Annotated in this window: 15 protein-coding genes; 4 read left to right on the forward strand and 11 right to left on the reverse strand. The window is 68.6% G+C overall.

Going from position 1 to position 16,421, the window contains the following annotated elements:
• Nucleotides 1–45: 45 nt before the first annotated feature.
• Complete coding sequence (locus ACWGID_RS37960) at nucleotides 46–1,398, forward strand: serine hydrolase domain-containing protein (RefSeq protein ID WP_452204207.1); 1,353 nt, start codon at nucleotides 46–48, stop codon at nucleotides 1,396–1,398.
• A 4-nt stretch (nucleotides 1,399–1,402) separates the two neighbouring features.
• On the opposite strand, the gene ACWGID_RS37965 is transcribed toward ACWGID_RS37960, so the two are convergent.
• From ACWGID_RS37965 to ACWGID_RS37985, 5 genes are all read right to left on the reverse strand, one after another.
• Nucleotides 1,403–1,846, reverse strand: coding sequence for a VOC family protein (locus ACWGID_RS37965; RefSeq protein ID WP_452204208.1), 444 nt, complete (start codon nucleotides 1,844–1,846; stop codon nucleotides 1,403–1,405).
• Between the two features lie 38 nt (nucleotides 1,847–1,884).
• Nucleotides 1,885–2,703: an ABC transporter permease gene (locus tag ACWGID_RS37970; RefSeq protein ID WP_452204209.1), complete on the reverse strand. Its 819-nt coding sequence runs from the start codon at nucleotides 2,701–2,703 to the stop codon at nucleotides 1,885–1,887.
• The gene (locus ACWGID_RS37975) at nucleotides 2,700–3,689 is read right to left on the reverse strand and encodes an ATP-binding cassette domain-containing protein (RefSeq protein ID WP_452204210.1); all 990 of its coding nucleotides are present in this window, start codon (nucleotides 3,687–3,689) and stop codon (nucleotides 2,700–2,702) included. The genes ACWGID_RS37970 and ACWGID_RS37975 overlap by 4 nt, the downstream gene beginning before the upstream one ends.
• Nucleotides 3,690–3,822: 133 nt before the next feature.
• Nucleotides 3,823–5,151 (reverse strand): MFS transporter, encoded by a 1,329-nt coding sequence (locus tag ACWGID_RS37980; RefSeq protein WP_452204211.1) that lies wholly within the window; start codon nucleotides 5,149–5,151, stop codon nucleotides 3,823–3,825.
• Entirely contained in the window at nucleotides 5,148–5,900 is a 753-nt protein-coding gene (locus tag ACWGID_RS37985; RefSeq protein ID WP_452204212.1) for a GntR family transcriptional regulator, read from the reverse strand. Before ACWGID_RS37985 ends, ACWGID_RS37980 begins: the two co-directional genes overlap by 4 nt.
• 278 nt (nucleotides 5,901–6,178) lie before the next feature.
• Here ACWGID_RS37985 and ACWGID_RS37990 point away from each other — a divergent pair, with 278 nt between their 5' ends.
• Both ACWGID_RS37990 and ACWGID_RS37995 read left to right on the forward strand, forming a co-directional pair.
• Nucleotides 6,179–7,582 (forward strand): S8 family peptidase, encoded by a 1,404-nt coding sequence (locus ACWGID_RS37990; RefSeq protein WP_452204213.1) that lies wholly within the window; start codon nucleotides 6,179–6,181, stop codon nucleotides 7,580–7,582.
• Nucleotides 7,583–7,987: 405 nt separating this feature from the next.
• Nucleotides 7,988–8,821: a carbon-nitrogen hydrolase family protein gene (locus tag ACWGID_RS37995; RefSeq protein WP_452204214.1), complete on the forward strand. Its 834-nt coding sequence runs from the start codon at nucleotides 7,988–7,990 to the stop codon at nucleotides 8,819–8,821.
• A gap of 2 nt (nucleotides 8,822–8,823) precedes the next feature.
• Here ACWGID_RS37995 and ACWGID_RS38000 read toward each other — a convergent pair whose 3' ends face one another.
• The 6 genes from ACWGID_RS38000 to pdhA form a co-directional block, all read right to left on the reverse strand.
• Nucleotides 8,824–9,654 carry an EamA family transporter gene (locus ACWGID_RS38000; RefSeq protein ID WP_452204215.1) on the reverse strand — a complete coding sequence of 277 codons (831 nt, stop codon included), beginning with the start codon at nucleotides 9,652–9,654 and terminating at the stop codon, nucleotides 8,824–8,826.
• Nucleotides 9,655–9,757: 103 nt separating this feature from the next.
• Nucleotides 9,758–10,708, reverse strand: coding sequence for an NAD-dependent epimerase/dehydratase family protein (locus ACWGID_RS38005; RefSeq protein ID WP_452204216.1), 951 nt, complete (start codon nucleotides 10,706–10,708; stop codon nucleotides 9,758–9,760).
• Nucleotides 10,705–11,142 (reverse strand): MerR family transcriptional regulator, encoded by a 438-nt coding sequence (locus ACWGID_RS38010; RefSeq protein ID WP_452204217.1) that lies wholly within the window; start codon nucleotides 11,140–11,142, stop codon nucleotides 10,705–10,707. Before ACWGID_RS38010 ends, ACWGID_RS38005 begins: the two co-directional genes overlap by 4 nt.
• A 136-nt stretch (nucleotides 11,143–11,278) precedes the next feature.
• Nucleotides 11,279–12,811, reverse strand: coding sequence for a dihydrolipoamide acetyltransferase family protein (locus ACWGID_RS38015; RefSeq protein ID WP_452204218.1), 1,533 nt, complete (start codon nucleotides 12,809–12,811; stop codon nucleotides 11,279–11,281).
• Complete coding sequence (locus ACWGID_RS38020; protein WP_452204219.1) at nucleotides 12,811–13,788, reverse strand: alpha-ketoacid dehydrogenase subunit beta; 978 nt, start codon at nucleotides 13,786–13,788, stop codon at nucleotides 12,811–12,813. Before ACWGID_RS38020 ends, ACWGID_RS38015 begins: the two co-directional genes overlap by 1 nt.
• A 3-nt stretch (nucleotides 13,789–13,791) precedes the next feature.
• A complete protein-coding gene (gene pdhA, locus ACWGID_RS38025; RefSeq protein ID WP_452204220.1) occupies nucleotides 13,792–14,955 on the reverse strand; it encodes a pyruvate dehydrogenase (acetyl-transferring) E1 component subunit alpha in 1,164 nt (387 codons plus the stop codon).
• 463 nt (nucleotides 14,956–15,418) lie between these two features.
• Between pdhA and ACWGID_RS38030 the strand changes: the two genes are divergently transcribed.
• Nucleotides 15,419–16,357, forward strand: a complete 939-nt coding sequence (locus ACWGID_RS38030) for an EamA family transporter (RefSeq protein WP_452204221.1) — start codon at nucleotides 15,419–15,421, stop codon at nucleotides 16,355–16,357.
• Nucleotides 16,358–16,421: the final 64 nt, after the last annotated feature.

Raw genomic sequence — 16,421 nt, forward strand, 5'->3', positions numbered from 1 at the left:
CAAACCCCCTGCCTTTTGTCACTTGGCTGCTTTAAGGTCGGCCGAGTGACAGAACTCGCCGCGCAGACCCAGCACGCGCTCTCTCGCATCGTCGCCGAACGCCAGTCCAAGGGCCGGGTCCCCGGAGTGGTGGGCGCCGTCGCCCGCGCCGGGTCGCTGGCCTGGTCGACCGGTGCCGGCTCCGCCGACCTGGGCAGTCCGGGCGTCCCGCCGACCGCGGACTCGCAGTTCCTGATCGCCTCGCAGAGCAAGACGCTGACCGCGGTCGCGATCATGGCGCTGCGTGACGAGGGCAAGCTCAGCCTCGACGACACGATCGAGACACTGATCCCGCAGAGCAAACACGAAGGCATCACCGTGCGGCAGATGCTCAGCCACGCCAGCGGCATGCAGCGCGAACCGGTCGGCGACGTGTGGGACCTGATGAAGTTCCCGTCCCGCGAGGAGCTGGTACCGGGCTGGAACGACGCGTCCCGGATCGGCAAGCCGCACCACCGCTTCCACTACTCGAACCTGGTGTTCTCCCTGCTCGGTGAGATCGTCGCCCGGCTCGACGGCCGGTCCTGGTACGACGCCGTCAAGGCCCGGATCCTCGACCCGCTGGAGATGCGCCGGACGACGGTCGGCATGGACGGCGGACCGGCCCAGACCGGGTACTACGTGCCGCCGTGGAGCGACGTACCGGTGCGGGAGCCGCTGCTCGACATCGGCGCGATGGACGCCTGCGGTGGCCTCGCGTCGACGGCCGAGGACCTGGCGAAGTGGGCGATGTTCATCGCGAACCCGGTCGACGAGGTGCTGTCGAAGGACACCCTCGACGAGATGTGCCAGGTGCAGATCATGGCCGACGTGGACCGCTGGCAGCTCGCCTTCGGGCTCGGGTTCATGCTGCTGCGCCGCGGCGACCGGCTGTTCGTCGGGCACGACGGTGGCATGCCCGGTCACATCACCTCGACGTTCGTGCACCGCGAGTCCGGTACAGCGGGGATCGCGCTCTTCGGGTCGACCTCGTCACCCGCGCCGAGCGCACTGGCGACCGACCTGATCATCAAGGTGCTCGAGGACGATCCGCTGCCGCCGGAGGCCTGGGTCCCGGGCACCGAGGTGCCGGCCGAGTTCGCCGGGGTCCTCGGCACCTGGTTCTCCGAGGGCAGCCCGTTCGACTTCACGGTCAAGGGCGGCGTACTGCACGCCAAGGGCCGGGGCGCGCCCGAGCACCAGGCCCCCGCGGTCTTCGAGCGGATCGCCGAGGACACCTACCGAACTATCTCCGGCCGCGAGACCGGCGAAGAACTCCGCATCACCCGCGACCCCACCGGCACTCCCACAAAGTTGCACTGGGCAACCTACCTGTGCACCCGAGAACCGCTCTCCTTCGGAGAGATCAACCCGGGCTGAGTGGTCAGACCACGCAGAAGTCGTTGCCTTCTGGGTCTTGCATCCAGAAGTGGTCGAGGGTGGTGGAGTTTTCCATCGGGACCTCTCGGACGACGGTGGCGCCGGCGGTGACCAGGGTTGCGGCGAAGGCACGGATGCGCTGCTCGCGGAGGTCCTGCGGTACGGCGCGGCCGCCCGCGACCTGGAGATCCAGGTGCAGGCGGTTCTTGGTCGTGCGCGGTTCGGGAACCTTGAGGAACGAGATCCGCGGGAGTACGCCGTTCGGGTCGGACAGCGAGGCGCCGTCGTTCCACTCGTGCTCGGGAACGTTCATCGCGGTCAGCCAGGCCTCCCACGTGTCCCATCCTTCGGGCGGATCGGCCTCCGTGTAGCCCAGCGCCGTACACCAGAACCGCGCGACCAGGGCCGGGTCCGCGCAGTCGACGGTGAGCGTCCAAGTGGTCGTCATACCGACCACTCTGACGCTCACCACCGACAAATCCGGTCTCAGGTACGGCGGCGGTACGCGCGGATCGCGAGCGGCGCGAAGACCGCGACCAGACCGACCATCCAGGCCAGCGTGATCAGCAGCGGCTTCTGCAGGTCACCGCCACCCATCAACGCCCGTTCGGTGTCGACCAGGTACGTGATCGGGCTGATGTGCACGAAGGACTGCAGGAATCCCGGCAGCGTGTCGGTCGGTACGAAGATGTTGCTACCGAACGTCAGCGGGAACATCACCAGGAACGCGATGCCCTGCACACCCTGGGCGGTCTTCAGCGTGAGCCCCAGCCAGACCCAGATCCAGCACATCGACAGCGCGAACAGCAGCACGATCAGCATCCCCAGCAGACCGTTGGCGACACCGTTCTCGAACCGGAATCCGAGAACAAAACCGCTGGTCATCAGGATCACGATCGACAGTGCGTAGCGGACAGCGTCACCGAGCACCGCACCGATCAGTGGTGCGATCCGGGCGATCGGCAGCGACCGGAACCGGTCGAACACGCCCTTGGCGAAGTCGTCGTTCAGCGCGACCCCGGTACCCATCGTGGAGAACACGACCGTCTGCACCAGCAGCCCGGGCAGCAGGTACGGCAGGTACTGGTGCCAGTCGCCGCCCTGCGAGATCGCGCCGCCGAAGACGAACACGAACAGCACCAGGAAGATGATCGGCTGGAACGTCACGTCCGCCAGCGCTTCCGGGTTCTGCCGGATCCGGACGATGTTCCGCCAGGCCAGCGTCAGGCTCTGCTGCACCCAGGCGAACGGCCGGGTACGACGGCTCGCGTGGGCCGGAGGTACTTCAAGAGTTGCGGCGCTCATCGGCCCACTCCTTCCAGAACGTTGTCGGTCTGCTTCTCTTCAGCGGTGTGCCCGGTCAGCGCCAGGAACACCTCGTCAAGACTTGGCAGCCGCAGCGACAGTTCGGTCACCGCGATGCCTTCCTCGTCCAGCCGCCGTACGACGACCGGCATCGACGAACCGTCCGTCACCGCCACGCTGACCAGCGCGTTCACCACGTCCACCGAGGGACGGGCGCCGACGGATTCGGCGACGATCGCGGCCACCCGCTCGAGGTGCGCGGGCTCGGCCGGACGGACGTCCAGCGACTGCTTGCCCGCCTGCGCCTTGAGCTCGGACGGCCGCCCGTTCGCGACCACGTTGCCCTTGTCGAACACCACGATCGAGTCCGCGAGCGCGTCGGCCTCTTCCAGGTACTGCGTGGTGAGCAGCACCGTGGTTCCGTCGAGCACCAGGTTGCGGACCGTCTCCCAGACACCGTTGCGGGCGTGCGGGTCGAGGCCGGTGGTGGGCTCGTCGAGGTAGAGGATGCTCGGGTTGCCGACCAGGCTCGCGGCCAGGTCGAGGCGGCGGCGCATACCGCCGGAGTACGTCTTGGCGATCCGGTCGCTCGCGTCGGTCAGCTCGAACCGCTCCAGCAGCTCGTCGGCCTTCGCCCGGGCCTGGCCGCGCGAGTAACCGAGCAGCCGGCCGATCATGATCAGGTTCCGGCGGCCGGACATGTCCTCGTCGACCGAGGCGTACTGTCCGGTCAGCCCGATGATGCTGCGCACCTTGCCGGCTTCGCGAACGACGTCGTACCCGCCGACCGTGGCGTGGCCGGCGTCCGGGCGGAGCAGCGTGCCGAGAATGCGGACCGCGGTCGTCTTGCCGGCGCCGTTCGGGCCGAGGACCCCGAGAACGGTGCCGGTGGGCACGCTCAGGTCGACGCCGGCAAGTGCGGTCGTGTTGCCATATTTCTTGACCAGACCGACCGCCTCGATGGCGACCTGGTTCGTTGTGGTCATCGGTACCTCCCAGTGGACTTCTTACTGGGACTACCGTGCCGCGCCGCCCTGGCACCGCTCTGGCACTCTGCTGACAGCGCATCTCAGCCGGTATCAGTGCCTGTCAGCGCCTCTCAGCCCACCTCAGCGCACCTCAGCGCGCTGCCTCGGCCTCCAGCGGGACGATCCGGTTGGCGAGCAGCGCCTGGTACGCCTCGGGGTTGTACCGGGCCAGGTTGCCGCGGGCGCGGCGCCGGTACTTGATGATCTGCCGGGTGCCGATCGCCCAGAGCACGTACTGGAACGCCAGCGCGACCTTGAAGTCGCCGATCGCCTGCGGTGCGCCGCCGGACGACGCGTCCAGCAGTACGCCGACCATGCCGATGCAGATCAGCGTCGCGATGAAGCCGCCGGTGTTCACCATCCCGTTCGCCGCACCGAAGCGCGTCGTCGGGTTGAACGTCCGCGCGTAGTCCAGCCCGAGCATCGACCCGGGCCCACCCGCTGCCTGTACGACGATCAGCAGCAGGAGCACCGGCATCGGCGCACGACCCGGCCAGAGCAGGACGACGGTCCACATCAGCACCGAACCCGCGACCACCGCCAGCACGATCCAGGACCGGTAGAACGGGAACTTGGCCGCGTACCGCCCGACCAACGGGCCGTAACAGAGCCCGGCGAGCACCGGAACGATCAGCATCGCCGCAGCGGTCGTCGGAGCCACACCCTGGCCCTGCACGAGGAACGGGTAGCCCCAGAGCAGACCGAAGGTACTGCCGGAGAAGCTGGTCGTGAAGTGCGTCCACAGGCCGAGCCGCGTGCCCGGCTCCTTCCAGGCCTGGCGCAGGTTCTTCCGGACTTCGCTGAGCGCCATCTTGGGCCGCTTGAGCGGTTCGTCGTACGGCGTGTCCTTGATCAGGAACAGCACCAGCACACCGGCGGCGAGACTCATGACACTCGCGCCGGCGAACGTCGGCGTCCAGCCGAAGGCATGGAACGCGGCAGCCATCGGGACGGTCGACATGATCGCGCCGAGCCCACCGAGCATTCCGGTGGCCTGTGACATCACCGGCTGGCGCAGCGCGGGGAACCAGGACATGACCACGCGCAGCACACTGATGAAGACCAGTGCGTCACCGACACCGAGGATCGCCCGCGCCGCGAGCGCAGCGGGGTACGAGTCGACCAGGCTGAACGCGGACTGCGCCACGAAGAGCAGACCGGACGCGGCCAGCAGCAAACGCTTGGATCCGTAGCGGTCGAGCAGAACGCCGACGGGCACCTGCATCGCGGCGTACACGGTCAGCTGTACGACGGTGAAGCTCGCCAGCGCGGACGCGGAGATGTGGAAACGTTCGGCGGCCTGCAGTCCGGCCACGCTCATCGAGCCGCGGTGCAGCACGGTCACGAGGTACGTCAGGACAGCAGTGGCCCACACCGCCCAGGCTCGCCGACCGCCCAGGGGGAAGAGGAGTTCGGTCACCGCGTGCCCCGCAGATCGTTCGAGGCTTCGGCGATGTGTGCGACGACGAGCTCCCGGAAGCGCTTGACGCTGTTGCCACCGAGGGCGTCGATCATCTCCTGGTGGGCGGTGATCGACTTGTCCATCCGGGCCGGCTGGACCTCGATGCCCGGCACGCCCATCCGGACCTGACGGTCCCGCAGGCTGTTGTAGAGCTTGGCCAGGATTTGGTTGCCGGCGGCATCGACGATCGCCTCGTGGAAGGCGCGGTCGGCCTCCAGGAAGCTCTTCGCGTCACCCGCCTTGCGGTTCGCGCGCATCTCGTCGACGCGCTCGGACAGGGTCTCGATCAGCTGCTTGCGGCGCGGCCACACCTTGGCGGCCGCGTGGGTCTCGATCAGCTCGCGGGCCTCGAGGACGTCGTCGACCTCCTGCGGCAGCACCGGCAGGACGAGCGCGCCCCGCTTCGGGTACAGCCGGACCAGGCCGGATTCCTCCAGGCGGAGCAGGGCTTCGCGGACCGGCGTACGGGAGACACCGACCGCGGTCGCCAACTCGCCCTCGGTGAGCAGCTCACCGCCCGGGTACTCCCGGTCGAGGATGGCTGCCTTCACGTAGGCATACACCCGCTCGGCCGCGGGGATCTTCTCCACCCCCGGCGCCGCCTCGACGACCACGCGAGCGATCTCCGCGGTCTCGTCCCCCAGTATCAACGCATCATTCGCCGGCACCTGATCCGGCTTCCCGCCTGCCACCGCACTCCAACCCATACGACTCGTATACCTGATGTATCTATGGTGGCATAAGCCCACCACCCACAGCTAATCCACCGCGCGCGCCGGTTATTCCCCAGGATGTCCACGAGTTATCCACAGGCAGATCCACAGGATGTGGGCAACTGAGCGTGAACGACCGGACGCTCGGTAGTGACGAGCGCAGGGTTTCCCCTGCGTTGTGGACGAACGACTCCGGACGCCGGGATTCCGCTCTAGAGTCCGGGATACCGGCCCGGGCCCGTCCGCCTGGGCCTCGCTCCCGAGGAGGCAGCGTGTCCCGAACTTCCCGCCGGCTGGTGGCCGGTCTCTCCGCCGCCGCACTGACCTGCGCGTCACTCGCCGCCGCGACCACGGCGAACGCCGCTGTGGTTGACGACGCGGCAGCCGGTCCGCTGATGAACTACGTGGTCAACACCAAGGCGACTCCCGGTCACGTCCGCAAGACCGAGGACGCCGTAAAGGCCGCCGGCGGGACCGTGCTGATCTCGTACCGGCAGCTCGGCGTGGTGATCGCCCAGTCGACCAACCCAGACTTCCGGACAGCTGTCCGCTCCGGCCAGAACGGCCGTGAGGTGGAGTCCGTCGGCGCCACCCGTACGGCCGCGGTCAGCGAAGGCGCCGGCGGGTCGACCGCGCTCGACGAGTCCGCGGCGACGCCGGTCCCCGACCCGCAAGAGGGCGACCAGTGGGACATGGCCCAGATCAAGGCCGACCAGGCGCACGCGGTGACCGACGGTTCGAAGAGCGTGCTGGTCGGCATCAACGACAGCGGCGTCGACGACACGCACCCGGACCTCGCGCCGAACTTCGACGCGCGTGACTCGGTGAACTGCGTGAAGAACGGCGTGCCGGATCAGACACCCGGCGGCTGGCGCCCGACGACGAGTTCGCACGGCACCCACGTCGCCGGCACGGTCGCGGCGGCGCGCAACGGTATCGGGATCGTCGGCGTCGCGCCGGGTGTGCGGATCGCGTCGGTCAAGGTGGTCAACGACGCCGGCTTCATCTATCCGGAGTACTCGATCTGCGGGATCGTGTGGGCCGCCGAGCACCACATGGCCGTGACGAACCACAGCTACTTCATCGACCCGTTCGAGTTCTGGTGCAAGGACAACGGTGACCAGGGCGCGGTGCAGGAAGCGGTCCGGCGCGCGTACGCGTGGGCGACCGACGAAGGCACGCTCTCGGTCGCGGCCGCCGGCAACTCGAACTACGACCTCGCCCACAAGACCACCGACAACGGCAGCCCGAACGACTCCACCGCCGTACCGCGGACCATCAACAACGACTGCCTCGACATGCCGACCGAACTCCCCGGCGTGATCACCGTCGCCAGCACCACCCAGACCCGCGCCCGCAGCAGCTTCTCCAACTTCGGCCTGAACAAGATCGACGTCGCCGCTCCCGGCAGCTCGATCCTGTCCACCCTGCCCGGCGGCGGCTACGGACGGATGAGCGGTACGTCGATGGCGTCGCCGCACGTCACCGGCGTCGCGGCCCTGATGAAGTCCGTGCACCCCTGGTGGAGCCCGCGCGACATCGAACGCGCCCTCCAGGCCGAGGCCGACGACACCGCCTGCCCCACCACCCCCGACGCCCGCTGCACCGGCACCACCGCCAACAACTCCTTCTACGGCGAAGGCATCGCCGACGCCCTCGACGCAGTACACCGCTGAGCCGAGTGGGGGTCCACCGCCCGGGACCCCCACTCACTTTCTTCAACCAGGTAATCCAGCCCGCCGCATGGTGTTGGTGGGAGATCCAGCCCGCGCGGCGGGTCAAGGCGTCGGACCTGCGGCGTGCCGGCCGTGGAAGTCGGTGTTGAGGTCCGCCAGTTCGGTCGCCTTCAGTATTCGGCCTCTGCCAGCGTTGACCGGCCACACCGGTCAGGAGATCGACGCGATGACCTGCGCTGCCCAGTACGATCTGTGGCTGGCGTGGCCTGCGCCTAACCTTCGGTGGCCGTTCTCAGCGCGGTCTGGTGTGGAGGCAAAGGGACCTTGGTCTCAGGTCGTTCTCCTGGTCCGACTGTCTCGGGCGTGGTTGCTGAGGAACCGTGTGCCGGGGCGTGGAGGACGACCATGACGAGTACGGCATCTCTTCGTGTCGCGGTGGCGCAGACGATCGCTACCGCCGACGTACGGCACAACGGCAGCACCGTGCGGCGGCTGATGCGCGCGGCCGCCGAGGCGCGGGCTCGGTTGGTGCAGTTCCCGGAAGGGTTTCTGTCGGGGTACGCGAAAGAGCAGATCCAGGACTGGGACGACGTCGACTGGACCGCGGTCCGCGACGAGCTGCGGCAGATCACCGCCTTGGCCGCCGAGCTGGGGATCTGGGTCGTCCTGGGTTCCGCGCATCCGCTGACCCCGCCGCATCGGCCGCACAACAGCCTCTACGTGATCTCCGACGCGGGCGAGATCGTCGATCGGTACGACAAGCGGTACTGCTCGCACACCGAGATCACCACGTTCTACAGTCCGGGGTTCGAGCCTGTCGTGTTCGACGTCGACGGGTTCCGGTTCGGGTGCGCGATCTGTATCGAGATCAACTTCCCGGGTCTGTTCTCGCAGTACGGCGAACTCGGCGTGGACTGTCTCTTGCTGTCGGCCTACCCGGTCGACGAGGTGTTCGAGGCCAAGGCGCGCTCACACGCGTCGATCAACACCTACTGGGTCGCGATGGCGTTGCCGGAGCAGACCGCGCACCTGATGAACTCCGGCGTGATCGGCCCGGACGGGCGCTACCTCGCGCAGCTCGACGGCGGCGAAGGGCTGGTGTACGCCGACCTGACGCGAGCCGACTTCGAGGTCTGGTTCGAGAGGGCACGGCCGTGGCGAAAGTCGGCGTTGGACGGTGAGATCTACCGCAGCCGACGAGTCGACGATCCGCGGAGTGCCGACCGTACCTGTCTGTGAACTCAGCCCGTGGTGATCAGGATGATGCCGGCTACTACTACGGCTGCTGCGGCGGCTCGTTTGGGGCCGAAGCGTTCGTGGAAGAAGAGGGCGCCGATGATGGCGCCGAAGATGATGCTGGTTTCGCGGAGGGCGGCGATGGTGGCGAGGGTGCCTCGGGTTTGGGCCCAGAGGACCAAGCCGTACGCGACCATCGAGACGACGCCGCCGGCCAGACCGGAGAGGATCGCGGGCCTCGGGAGGTTGAACGTCTGCGGCCCGCGCCAGAGCAGGATCGCGATCGGCATCGCGAACCCCTGAAGCATGAAGACCCAGCCCATGTACGTCGCGACCGGCATCTTGTGAACCGCCACGCCGTCCACCACCGTGTACGACGCGATCATCAGCCCCGTGCCGAACGCAGCGAACAGCGCCGGCGCCTGCCCGCGACCAGGCCGGCCGATGAACACGAGCCCGATCAACCCAGCCGACACCAGCAGCACACCGGCCAGCTCGAGTACGGCCAAGTGCTGATGCAGTACGACGATCGACACCACGGCCACGACCCACGGCGACGTACCGCGGGCCAACGGATACATCTGACTGAACTGACCCAGCTGATACGACGCCAACAGCCCACCCAGATACGCGAGATGCAGCAGCGCCGACGCGATGATGTATCCCCACGTGCCACTCGGCGGCAGCCCCATCACCAGTACGGCGACCAGCCCGATGACCCCCGCCGCCAGCTCGAACAACGCGAGCCCTGCAAACCGATCCGGTGCCCCATGCGCCATCGCGTTCCACGTCGCGTGCAACACCGCCGCCCCGAGCACCACCACAATCACCAGCACGGCCCCACCCTCTCACCGCCCGACTGGAGCGGTCAGGTGAATTTCGACCAGCGGATTGTTCGAGCGCTGGCGGGTTTCAACCTGCCAGCCGACACACAACCCGTCAGCGCGACAGCAGTCCCAGGGACAGCAGGCTGTCCGCGGTGTCGGTGATGGTGGTTTCTACTGCGCGGGGGCGCCAGCCGAGGTCTGTGTGGGCGCGGGCGTTGTGGATGACGGGGCGCGGGAGGTCGGGGCCGTCGGCCTCCTCGGTGGGGGTCGGGATGCCGAGGTGGCGGTGCAGGATCTGGGCTATCTCGAGGAAACTGACGGTCGGGCCGTCGGCGACCGCCAGGTACCGCTTGCCTGCGGCAACTTTCGACGCCATCGCCCGGACGTGCAGGTCCGCGACGTCGCGGACGTCGACCACCCCGAAGCGGGCTCGCGGTGCCACGGTCATCGATCCGTCCAGCATCATCGTGATCAGCTGGGTCGAGGACCGCAGGTCGGCGGTGAGGGTCGGGCCGAAGATTCCGGTCGGGTTCACGACCACGAGCTCGGTACCGGCACCGTCCATCAGGTCCCAGGCGGCCCGTTCGGCGATCGCCTTCGAGCGCGGGTACGGCGCGAGGCCCGGCGTCTCCGGATCGGTCCAGTCGTCCTCGGTGAACTCGGCCCCGGGCTTCGGCGTGTACCCGACAGCAGCAAAAGACGACGTCAGTACGACGCGACGCGCGCCGGCGTCCCGCGCGGCCCGCAGTACCCGGAGAGTGCCCTCGCGCGCCGGGACGATCAACTCGTCGGGATCCTCCGGCTGGGTGACCGGGATCGGCGAGGCGACATGATGGATCTCGGCGCAGCCGGCGACCGCGGCAGGCCAACCGTCGTCGGACAGGAGGTCCGCGGTGACGATCTCCAGACCGGAGTCGTCCGCGCCACCACGGCGTACGGCGGCGCGTACGTCGTCGGCGCGTGACAGCGAGCGCACCGTCGTACGGACCTCGGAACCGTTGCGCAGTAGCTGTGCGATCAGATGGGTCGCGAGGTACCCGGAGCCTCCGGTGACCAGGATCATTGCAGTGCTCCCAAGGTGGTGACGACGCCGATCAGGCGTTCGGTGACTTCGGCCTCCGCGGCGTCGTCGCGGCGGTCGCGGGCATCCCACAGCGCGGCCTTCTCGCGCAGGTACTCGAGGCGCACCTGCTGCGCGGCGATCTCGGCCTTGATGCGCTCCGCGTGCCGCAGCAGCAGGTCGCGCTGCTCGGCCGCCGCCGCCCGGCCGCGGGCGCGGTTCGCGAGGTAGGTCCGCATGTCGTCGATCCCGACCCCGGCGGCCCGCAGACAGGCCAGCGCCTCGAGGGTGTCGACGTCCGTGGCGCGGTACCGGCGGTGGCCGCTGCTCGCGTCGCGGTCGATCGGGCCGACCAGGCCGACGTCCTCGTAGTACCGCAGGGTCGGCTCGCTGAGGCCGCTGCGCCGGGCGACCTGCTGGATGGTGAAGCTCGTCATGTCACCCACGGTCACATACCTCAAGCGCTTGAGGTCAAACGCTCGCCTTTGTGGAACATAGGTGCCACCTGGCGCACCATTCTTTCCACAAAGCAACGAGGGCCCGGGCTGTGCCCGGGCCCTCGTCGAACAGCTCTCAGAACATCAGTGCGCGAGCGGGGTCTTCGAGGATGCTCGCGACGTCGGCGAGGAAGGTGGAGCCCTTCTCGCCGTCGATCAGGCGGTGGTCGAAGGACAGCGCGAGCGTGGTGATCCAGCGCGGGACGATCTCGTCGTCCACCACCCACGGCTGCTTGCGGACCGCGCCGAACGCGAGGATCGCCGCTTCGCCCGGGTTGATGATCGGCGTACCGGCGTCGACGCCGAACACGCCCACGTTGGTGATCGTGAACGACCCACCGGCCTGGTCCGCCGGCGCGGTCTTGCCCTCGCGCGCGACGGCGACCAGGTCGTTCAGCGCCCCGCACAGGTCGGGCAGGGTGAGCGAGTCGGCGCCCTTGATGTTCGGGACGATCAACCCGCGCGGGGTGGCCGCGGCGATACCGAGGTTCACTGCGCCCTTGTAGACGATCTCCTGTGCCTGCTCGTCCCAGGCCGCATTGATGATCGGGGTACGCCGGGCCGCCAGCGTGACCGCCTTCGCGACGATCAGCAACGGCGAGACGCGCAGGTCCCGGAATGCCTTGTCACCCTTGAGCCGCTCGACCAGCTCCATCGTGGCGCTGACGTCGACGGTGATCCACTCCGTCACATGCGGCGCGGTGAACGCACTGGCAACCATCGCCTGCGCCATCACCTTCTGCACACCCTTGACGGGCACCCGAGTGTCACCCTGCGCAGCAACCACCGGCGCCGCTTCATAGACAGGTGCAGCCGGCGCGGCCACGTACCCCTCGACATCAGCCCGCGTGATGATCCCGCCCGGACCCGTCGCAGTCACCGTCGCCAGGTCAATCCCAAGATCCTTGGCCAACTTCCGCACCGGCGGCTTGGCCAACACATGCACCGCCGCACCGCCTCCGGCGACGCCAGGCGCCGCGGAAGCACCGGCACCCGGGACAGCGGAGGCGCCGATGGCGCCCGCACTACTCGGAACGGCGGAGGCTCCGGCGGCAGCCGAGGCCGGGGCCGACACCGGAGCCGCGACCGGGGCCGGGGCAGCCTGGGGTACCGGGGCGGGCGCAGCTTGGGGCACCGGGGCCGGCGCAGCTTGGGGCACCGGGGCGGGCGAGCTGACGGGGGCCGGCTGGGTTGCCACCCCCGCAGCCGGAGCCAGCGCCGAGCTGGCGGAGGCTGCGGGAGCCTTCCGCGCGCGGCGCTTGGCCTCGGTGGTCTTCGGCCCGTACCCGACGAGCACCGCCGTACGACCGCCAGACTCCTCCGGCTCCGGCACGGTCGGCACCATGTCGTCCGCGAGTCCTTCGGCCGCGTCGGTCTGCACCGAGATGATCGGCGTACCGACCGGGACCGTCTCGCCTTCCGGCACCAGCAACTCGGTGATCACACCGGCGAACGGCACCGGCAGCTCGACCAGCGACTTCGCGGTCTCGATCTCGACCACGGTGTCGTTGAGCTTGACCGTGTCGCCGGGCTTCACCTTCCAGCTGACGATCTCGGCCTCGACGAGACCTTCACCGACGTCGGGCAGGCGGAACTGCTGGATCGCCATCAGTACCCCATCACGCGGTCGACGCCGTCCAGCACCCGGTCGAGGTCCGGGAGGTAGTCGTCTTCCATCCGCGACGGCGGGTACGGGGTGTCGTATCCGGTGACCCGCAGTACCGGCGCCTCGAGGTGGTAGAAGCACTCCTCGGTGACGCGCGCGGCGATCTCCGACCCGGGCCCGAGCGACAGCGGGGCCTCGTGCACCACGACCGCCCGCCGGGTCTTCTTCACCGACGCGAAGATCGTCGCGAGGTCCAGCGGCGAGATCGTCCGCAGGTCGATGACCTCGAGGTTGCGCCCGTCCTCGACCGCGGCCTCGGCCGCCTGCAGGCAGGTCTTGACCATCGGGCCGTGGCAGAGCAGCGTCGCGTCGGTGCCCTCGCGGACCACCTTCGCCTTGTGCAGCGGCTGCGCCGGCGGCACGGACTCGTCCAGCTCGGCTTTCTCGTGGTACCGGCGCTTCGGCTCGAAGAACACCACCGGGTCGTCGGACGAGATCGCCTGCTGGATCATCCAGTACGCGTCCACCGGGTCGCCACAGGACACCACCTTCAGGCCGGCGACGTGCGCGAACAGCGTCTCCGGCGACTCCGAGTGGTGCTCGACCGCGCCGATGCCGCCGCCGAACGGGATCCGGATCACGATCGGCATCCGGATCTTGCCCATCGACCGGTAGTGCATCTTCGCGACCTGGCTGATGATCTGGTCGTACGCCGGGAACACGAACCCGTCGAACTGGATCTCGCACACCGGCCGGTACCCGCGCAGCGCGAGACCGACCGCCGTACCGATGATCCCGGACTCGGCCAGCGGGGTGTCGATCACCCGGTCCTCGCCGAAGTCCTTCTGCAGTCCTTCGGTGACCCGGAAGACACCGCCGAGCTTGCCGATGTCCTCACCCATCACGAGGACCTTCGGGTCGTTCTCCATCGCGGCCCGCAGGCCGGCGTTGATGGCCTTGCCGAGAGTGATCTTGGTCATCGCTCAGCCCTCGCCTTCGAACGACGCGGCGTACGCGGCGTACTGGTCGCGCTGCTCGGCGAGCTGCGGCGTCTCCTCGACGTACACGTGCTGGAAGAACTCGGTCAGCGTCGGCTCCGGCAGCGACAGGCAGCCGGCCCGCAGCTCGGCGGCGATCTTGTCCGCGTCGGCGTCGATCTCGTCGAAGAAGTCGTGGTCGACCTCGGCGTGCCGGGCCAGGTAGGCGTGCACGCGCTCGATCGGGTCCTTGAGCTTCCAGTGCTCGAGGTCCTCGTTCAGCCGGTACTTCGTCGGGTCGTCGGACGTGGTGTGCGCACCCATCCGGTACGTGTACGCCTCGATCAGCGTCGGGCCGCTGCCTTCGCGAGCCCGCTTCAACGCCTGCTGCGTGACGGCGTACGTCGCCAGGACGTCGTTGCCGTCGACGCGCACGCCCGGGAAGCCGAAGCCGGCGGCGCGCTGGTACAGCGGGATCCGGGTCTGCCGGTCGATCGGCTCCGAGATCGCCCACTGGTTGTTCTGGCAGAAGAACACAACCGGCGCGTTGAACACCGAGGCCCAGATGAACGCCTCGTTGACGTCACCCTGGCTGCTGGCGCCGTCACCGAAGTACGCGATCGTCGCCTCGCCGTCCTCGGCGTCGCCGATCGCGTGGTCGCGCTGCTGGCCCATCGCGTACCCGGTCGCGTGCAGCGTCTGGGCGCCGATCACGATCGTGTACAGGTGGAAGTTGTTGTCCTTCGGGTCCCAGGCACCCTGGTCGACGCCGCGGAACAGGCCGAGCAGGTTCAGCGGGTTGACCCCCTGGCACCAGGCGACGCCGTGCTCGCGGTAGGTCGGGAAGACCATGTCCTTGTTGTTCAGGGCACGGCCGGAGCCGATCTGCGCGGCCTCCTGGCCGAGCAGCGACGCCCACAGACCGAGCTCACCCTGGCGCTGCAGGGCGGTCGCCTCGGTGTCGATCCGGCGGACCAGGACCATGTCCCGGTAGAGGCCCTTGATGGCCTCGTCGTCCAGGTCGAACGCGTAGTCCGGGTGCTCGACGCGCTCACCTTCGGGCGTCAGCAGCTGGACGAACTCGACCTCCTCGGAGGCCTGGGGCGGACTGACCGGCGCCTTGTGGGGCGCGAACACTTCCGGGGCAGGGCCCGGCACCGACTCACTCACATGCACTCCTCGGGTTCGAGCGCGGGATCGCCGCGACCGCAACATTGCACGGGGCCCGGCCCGTTGCGCCGGATGAGGCTTTCAAGGCTGGTCCGCGTGATTCCAGGGGTTGATGCACTGCTGGCAGTGGACCTCCTCACTGGTCTCACTCCCATCTTGCCGGACACCGTACCTAGCAGGTGCCTGATCCGCTAACTGTCTGGACGCTGGCGGGTACGGCGGTACCGAAATCGGTCCTGCGCTGAGACACCAGTCCAACCACTGGTCCCATCAGCGCGCTCATATTACAGAGATCGGCCATCTCGACATGAAGTGTCACAAATTCGTCTCGATCAGGAGCGTCCGGCACGCGTGGCCGGAAACCGTGGATCGGTGGCCGGAAACCGTCTTGCGCGGCGGATCGCGCGGACTTAGCGTAAGCATCGTTAATGCATGATGCACCTGACAGAACGAGGGGGTTCAGATGACCGCCGCTGCCCCGGCCAGAGTGGTCGAGACCGGTTCCCGGACGGCATCCGGAGCGATGATCTGGACCGCGCTCGCGGTGGTGTACGTCGTCTGGGGCTCGACCTACCTGGCGATCCGGGTGGTCGTGGAGGCGGAAATCCCACCGATGCTCGGGATGGCGACCCGCTTCCTCACCGCGGGTGTTCTGATGGCCACCGGCCTGGCCCTGAAGTCGGGCTGGCGGCGCCTCCGGATCACCCGCCGCGAGGCGATCGGCGCGGCCACTGTCGGCATCCTCCTGCTTGCCTTCGGCAACGGCGCGGTCGCGGTGGCGGAGGAGACCGTTCCGTCCGGTCTGGCGGCGCTACTGGTCGCCGCGATCCCGCTGTGGCTGATGTTGCTGCGCGTCGGCGGCGGCGAGCGTCCGCGGGCGATGACCTGGATCGGCGTACTGATCGGATTCGGCGGGGCGGCACTCCTCGCGCTGTCGGGTGGCAACACGAGCGCGAAGCCGCTGTCGGTGGCGATCCTCGTCGTCGGCACGATCTGCTGGGCGACCGGCTCCCGGTTCGCACCCCGCCTCGGCCTGCCGCGTGACCCACTGGTGACAGCGCTCTACGAAATGGTCTTCGGCGGTACGGCGATGGTGCTGCTCGGCGTACTGCGCGGTGAACCCGGGCGACTGCACTTCGACCGGATCCACGGCACCGGGTGGATCGGGCTGGCGTACCTCGTGGTGTTCGGGTCGCTGCTCGCGTACACGGCGTACTCGTATCTGCTGGCGAACGCGCCGATCTCGCTCGTCGGGACGTACGCGTACGTGAACCCGGCGGTGGCGGTGTTCCTCGGGTGGCTGATCCTGAGCGAGAGCCTGACCTGGCAGATCCTGTTCGGCGGCGCGGTGATCATCGTCGGCGTCGCGCTCGTGGTCACCTCGGAGCGCCGGCGGCGCTAGTGTCCCGGGTGGGCCGCAGCGCCGCCGCCCGCCCGACTCGCGGGGGGGCACACTCTAACACACG

The sequence above is a fragment of the Kribbella sp. NPDC054772 genome (assembly GCF_053611945.1).

Coding starts and splice junctions, on each gene's coding strand:
- ACWGID_RS37965 (WP_452204208.1), bottom strand. CDS start 1,846: ATGACGACCACTTGGACGCTCACCGTCGACTGCGCGGACCCGGCCCTG.
- ACWGID_RS37970 (WP_452204209.1), bottom strand. CDS start 2,703: ATGAGCGCCGCAACTCTTGAAGTACCTCCGGCCCACGCGAGCCGTCGT.
- ACWGID_RS37975 (WP_452204210.1), bottom strand. CDS start 3,689: ATGACCACAACGAACCAGGTCGCCATCGAGGCGGTCGGTCTGGTCAAG.
- ACWGID_RS37985 (WP_452204212.1), bottom strand. CDS start 5,900: ATGGGTTGGAGTGCGGTGGCAGGCGGGAAGCCGGATCAGGTGCCGGCG.
- ACWGID_RS37995 (WP_452204214.1), top strand. CDS start 7,988: ATGACGAGTACGGCATCTCTTCGTGTCGCGGTGGCGCAGACGATCGCT.
- ACWGID_RS38005 (WP_452204216.1), bottom strand. CDS start 10,708: ATGATCCTGGTCACCGGAGGCTCCGGGTACCTCGCGACCCATCTGATC.
- ACWGID_RS38010 (WP_452204217.1), bottom strand. CDS start 11,142: ATGACGAGCTTCACCATCCAGCAGGTCGCCCGGCGCAGCGGCCTCAGC.
- ACWGID_RS38015 (WP_452204218.1), bottom strand. CDS start 12,811: ATGGCGATCCAGCAGTTCCGCCTGCCCGACGTCGGTGAAGGTCTCGTC.
- ACWGID_RS38020 (WP_452204219.1), bottom strand. CDS start 13,788: ATGACCAAGATCACTCTCGGCAAGGCCATCAACGCCGGCCTGCGGGCC.
- ACWGID_RS38030 (WP_452204221.1), top strand. CDS start 15,419: ATGACCGCCGCTGCCCCGGCCAGAGTGGTCGAGACCGGTTCCCGGACG.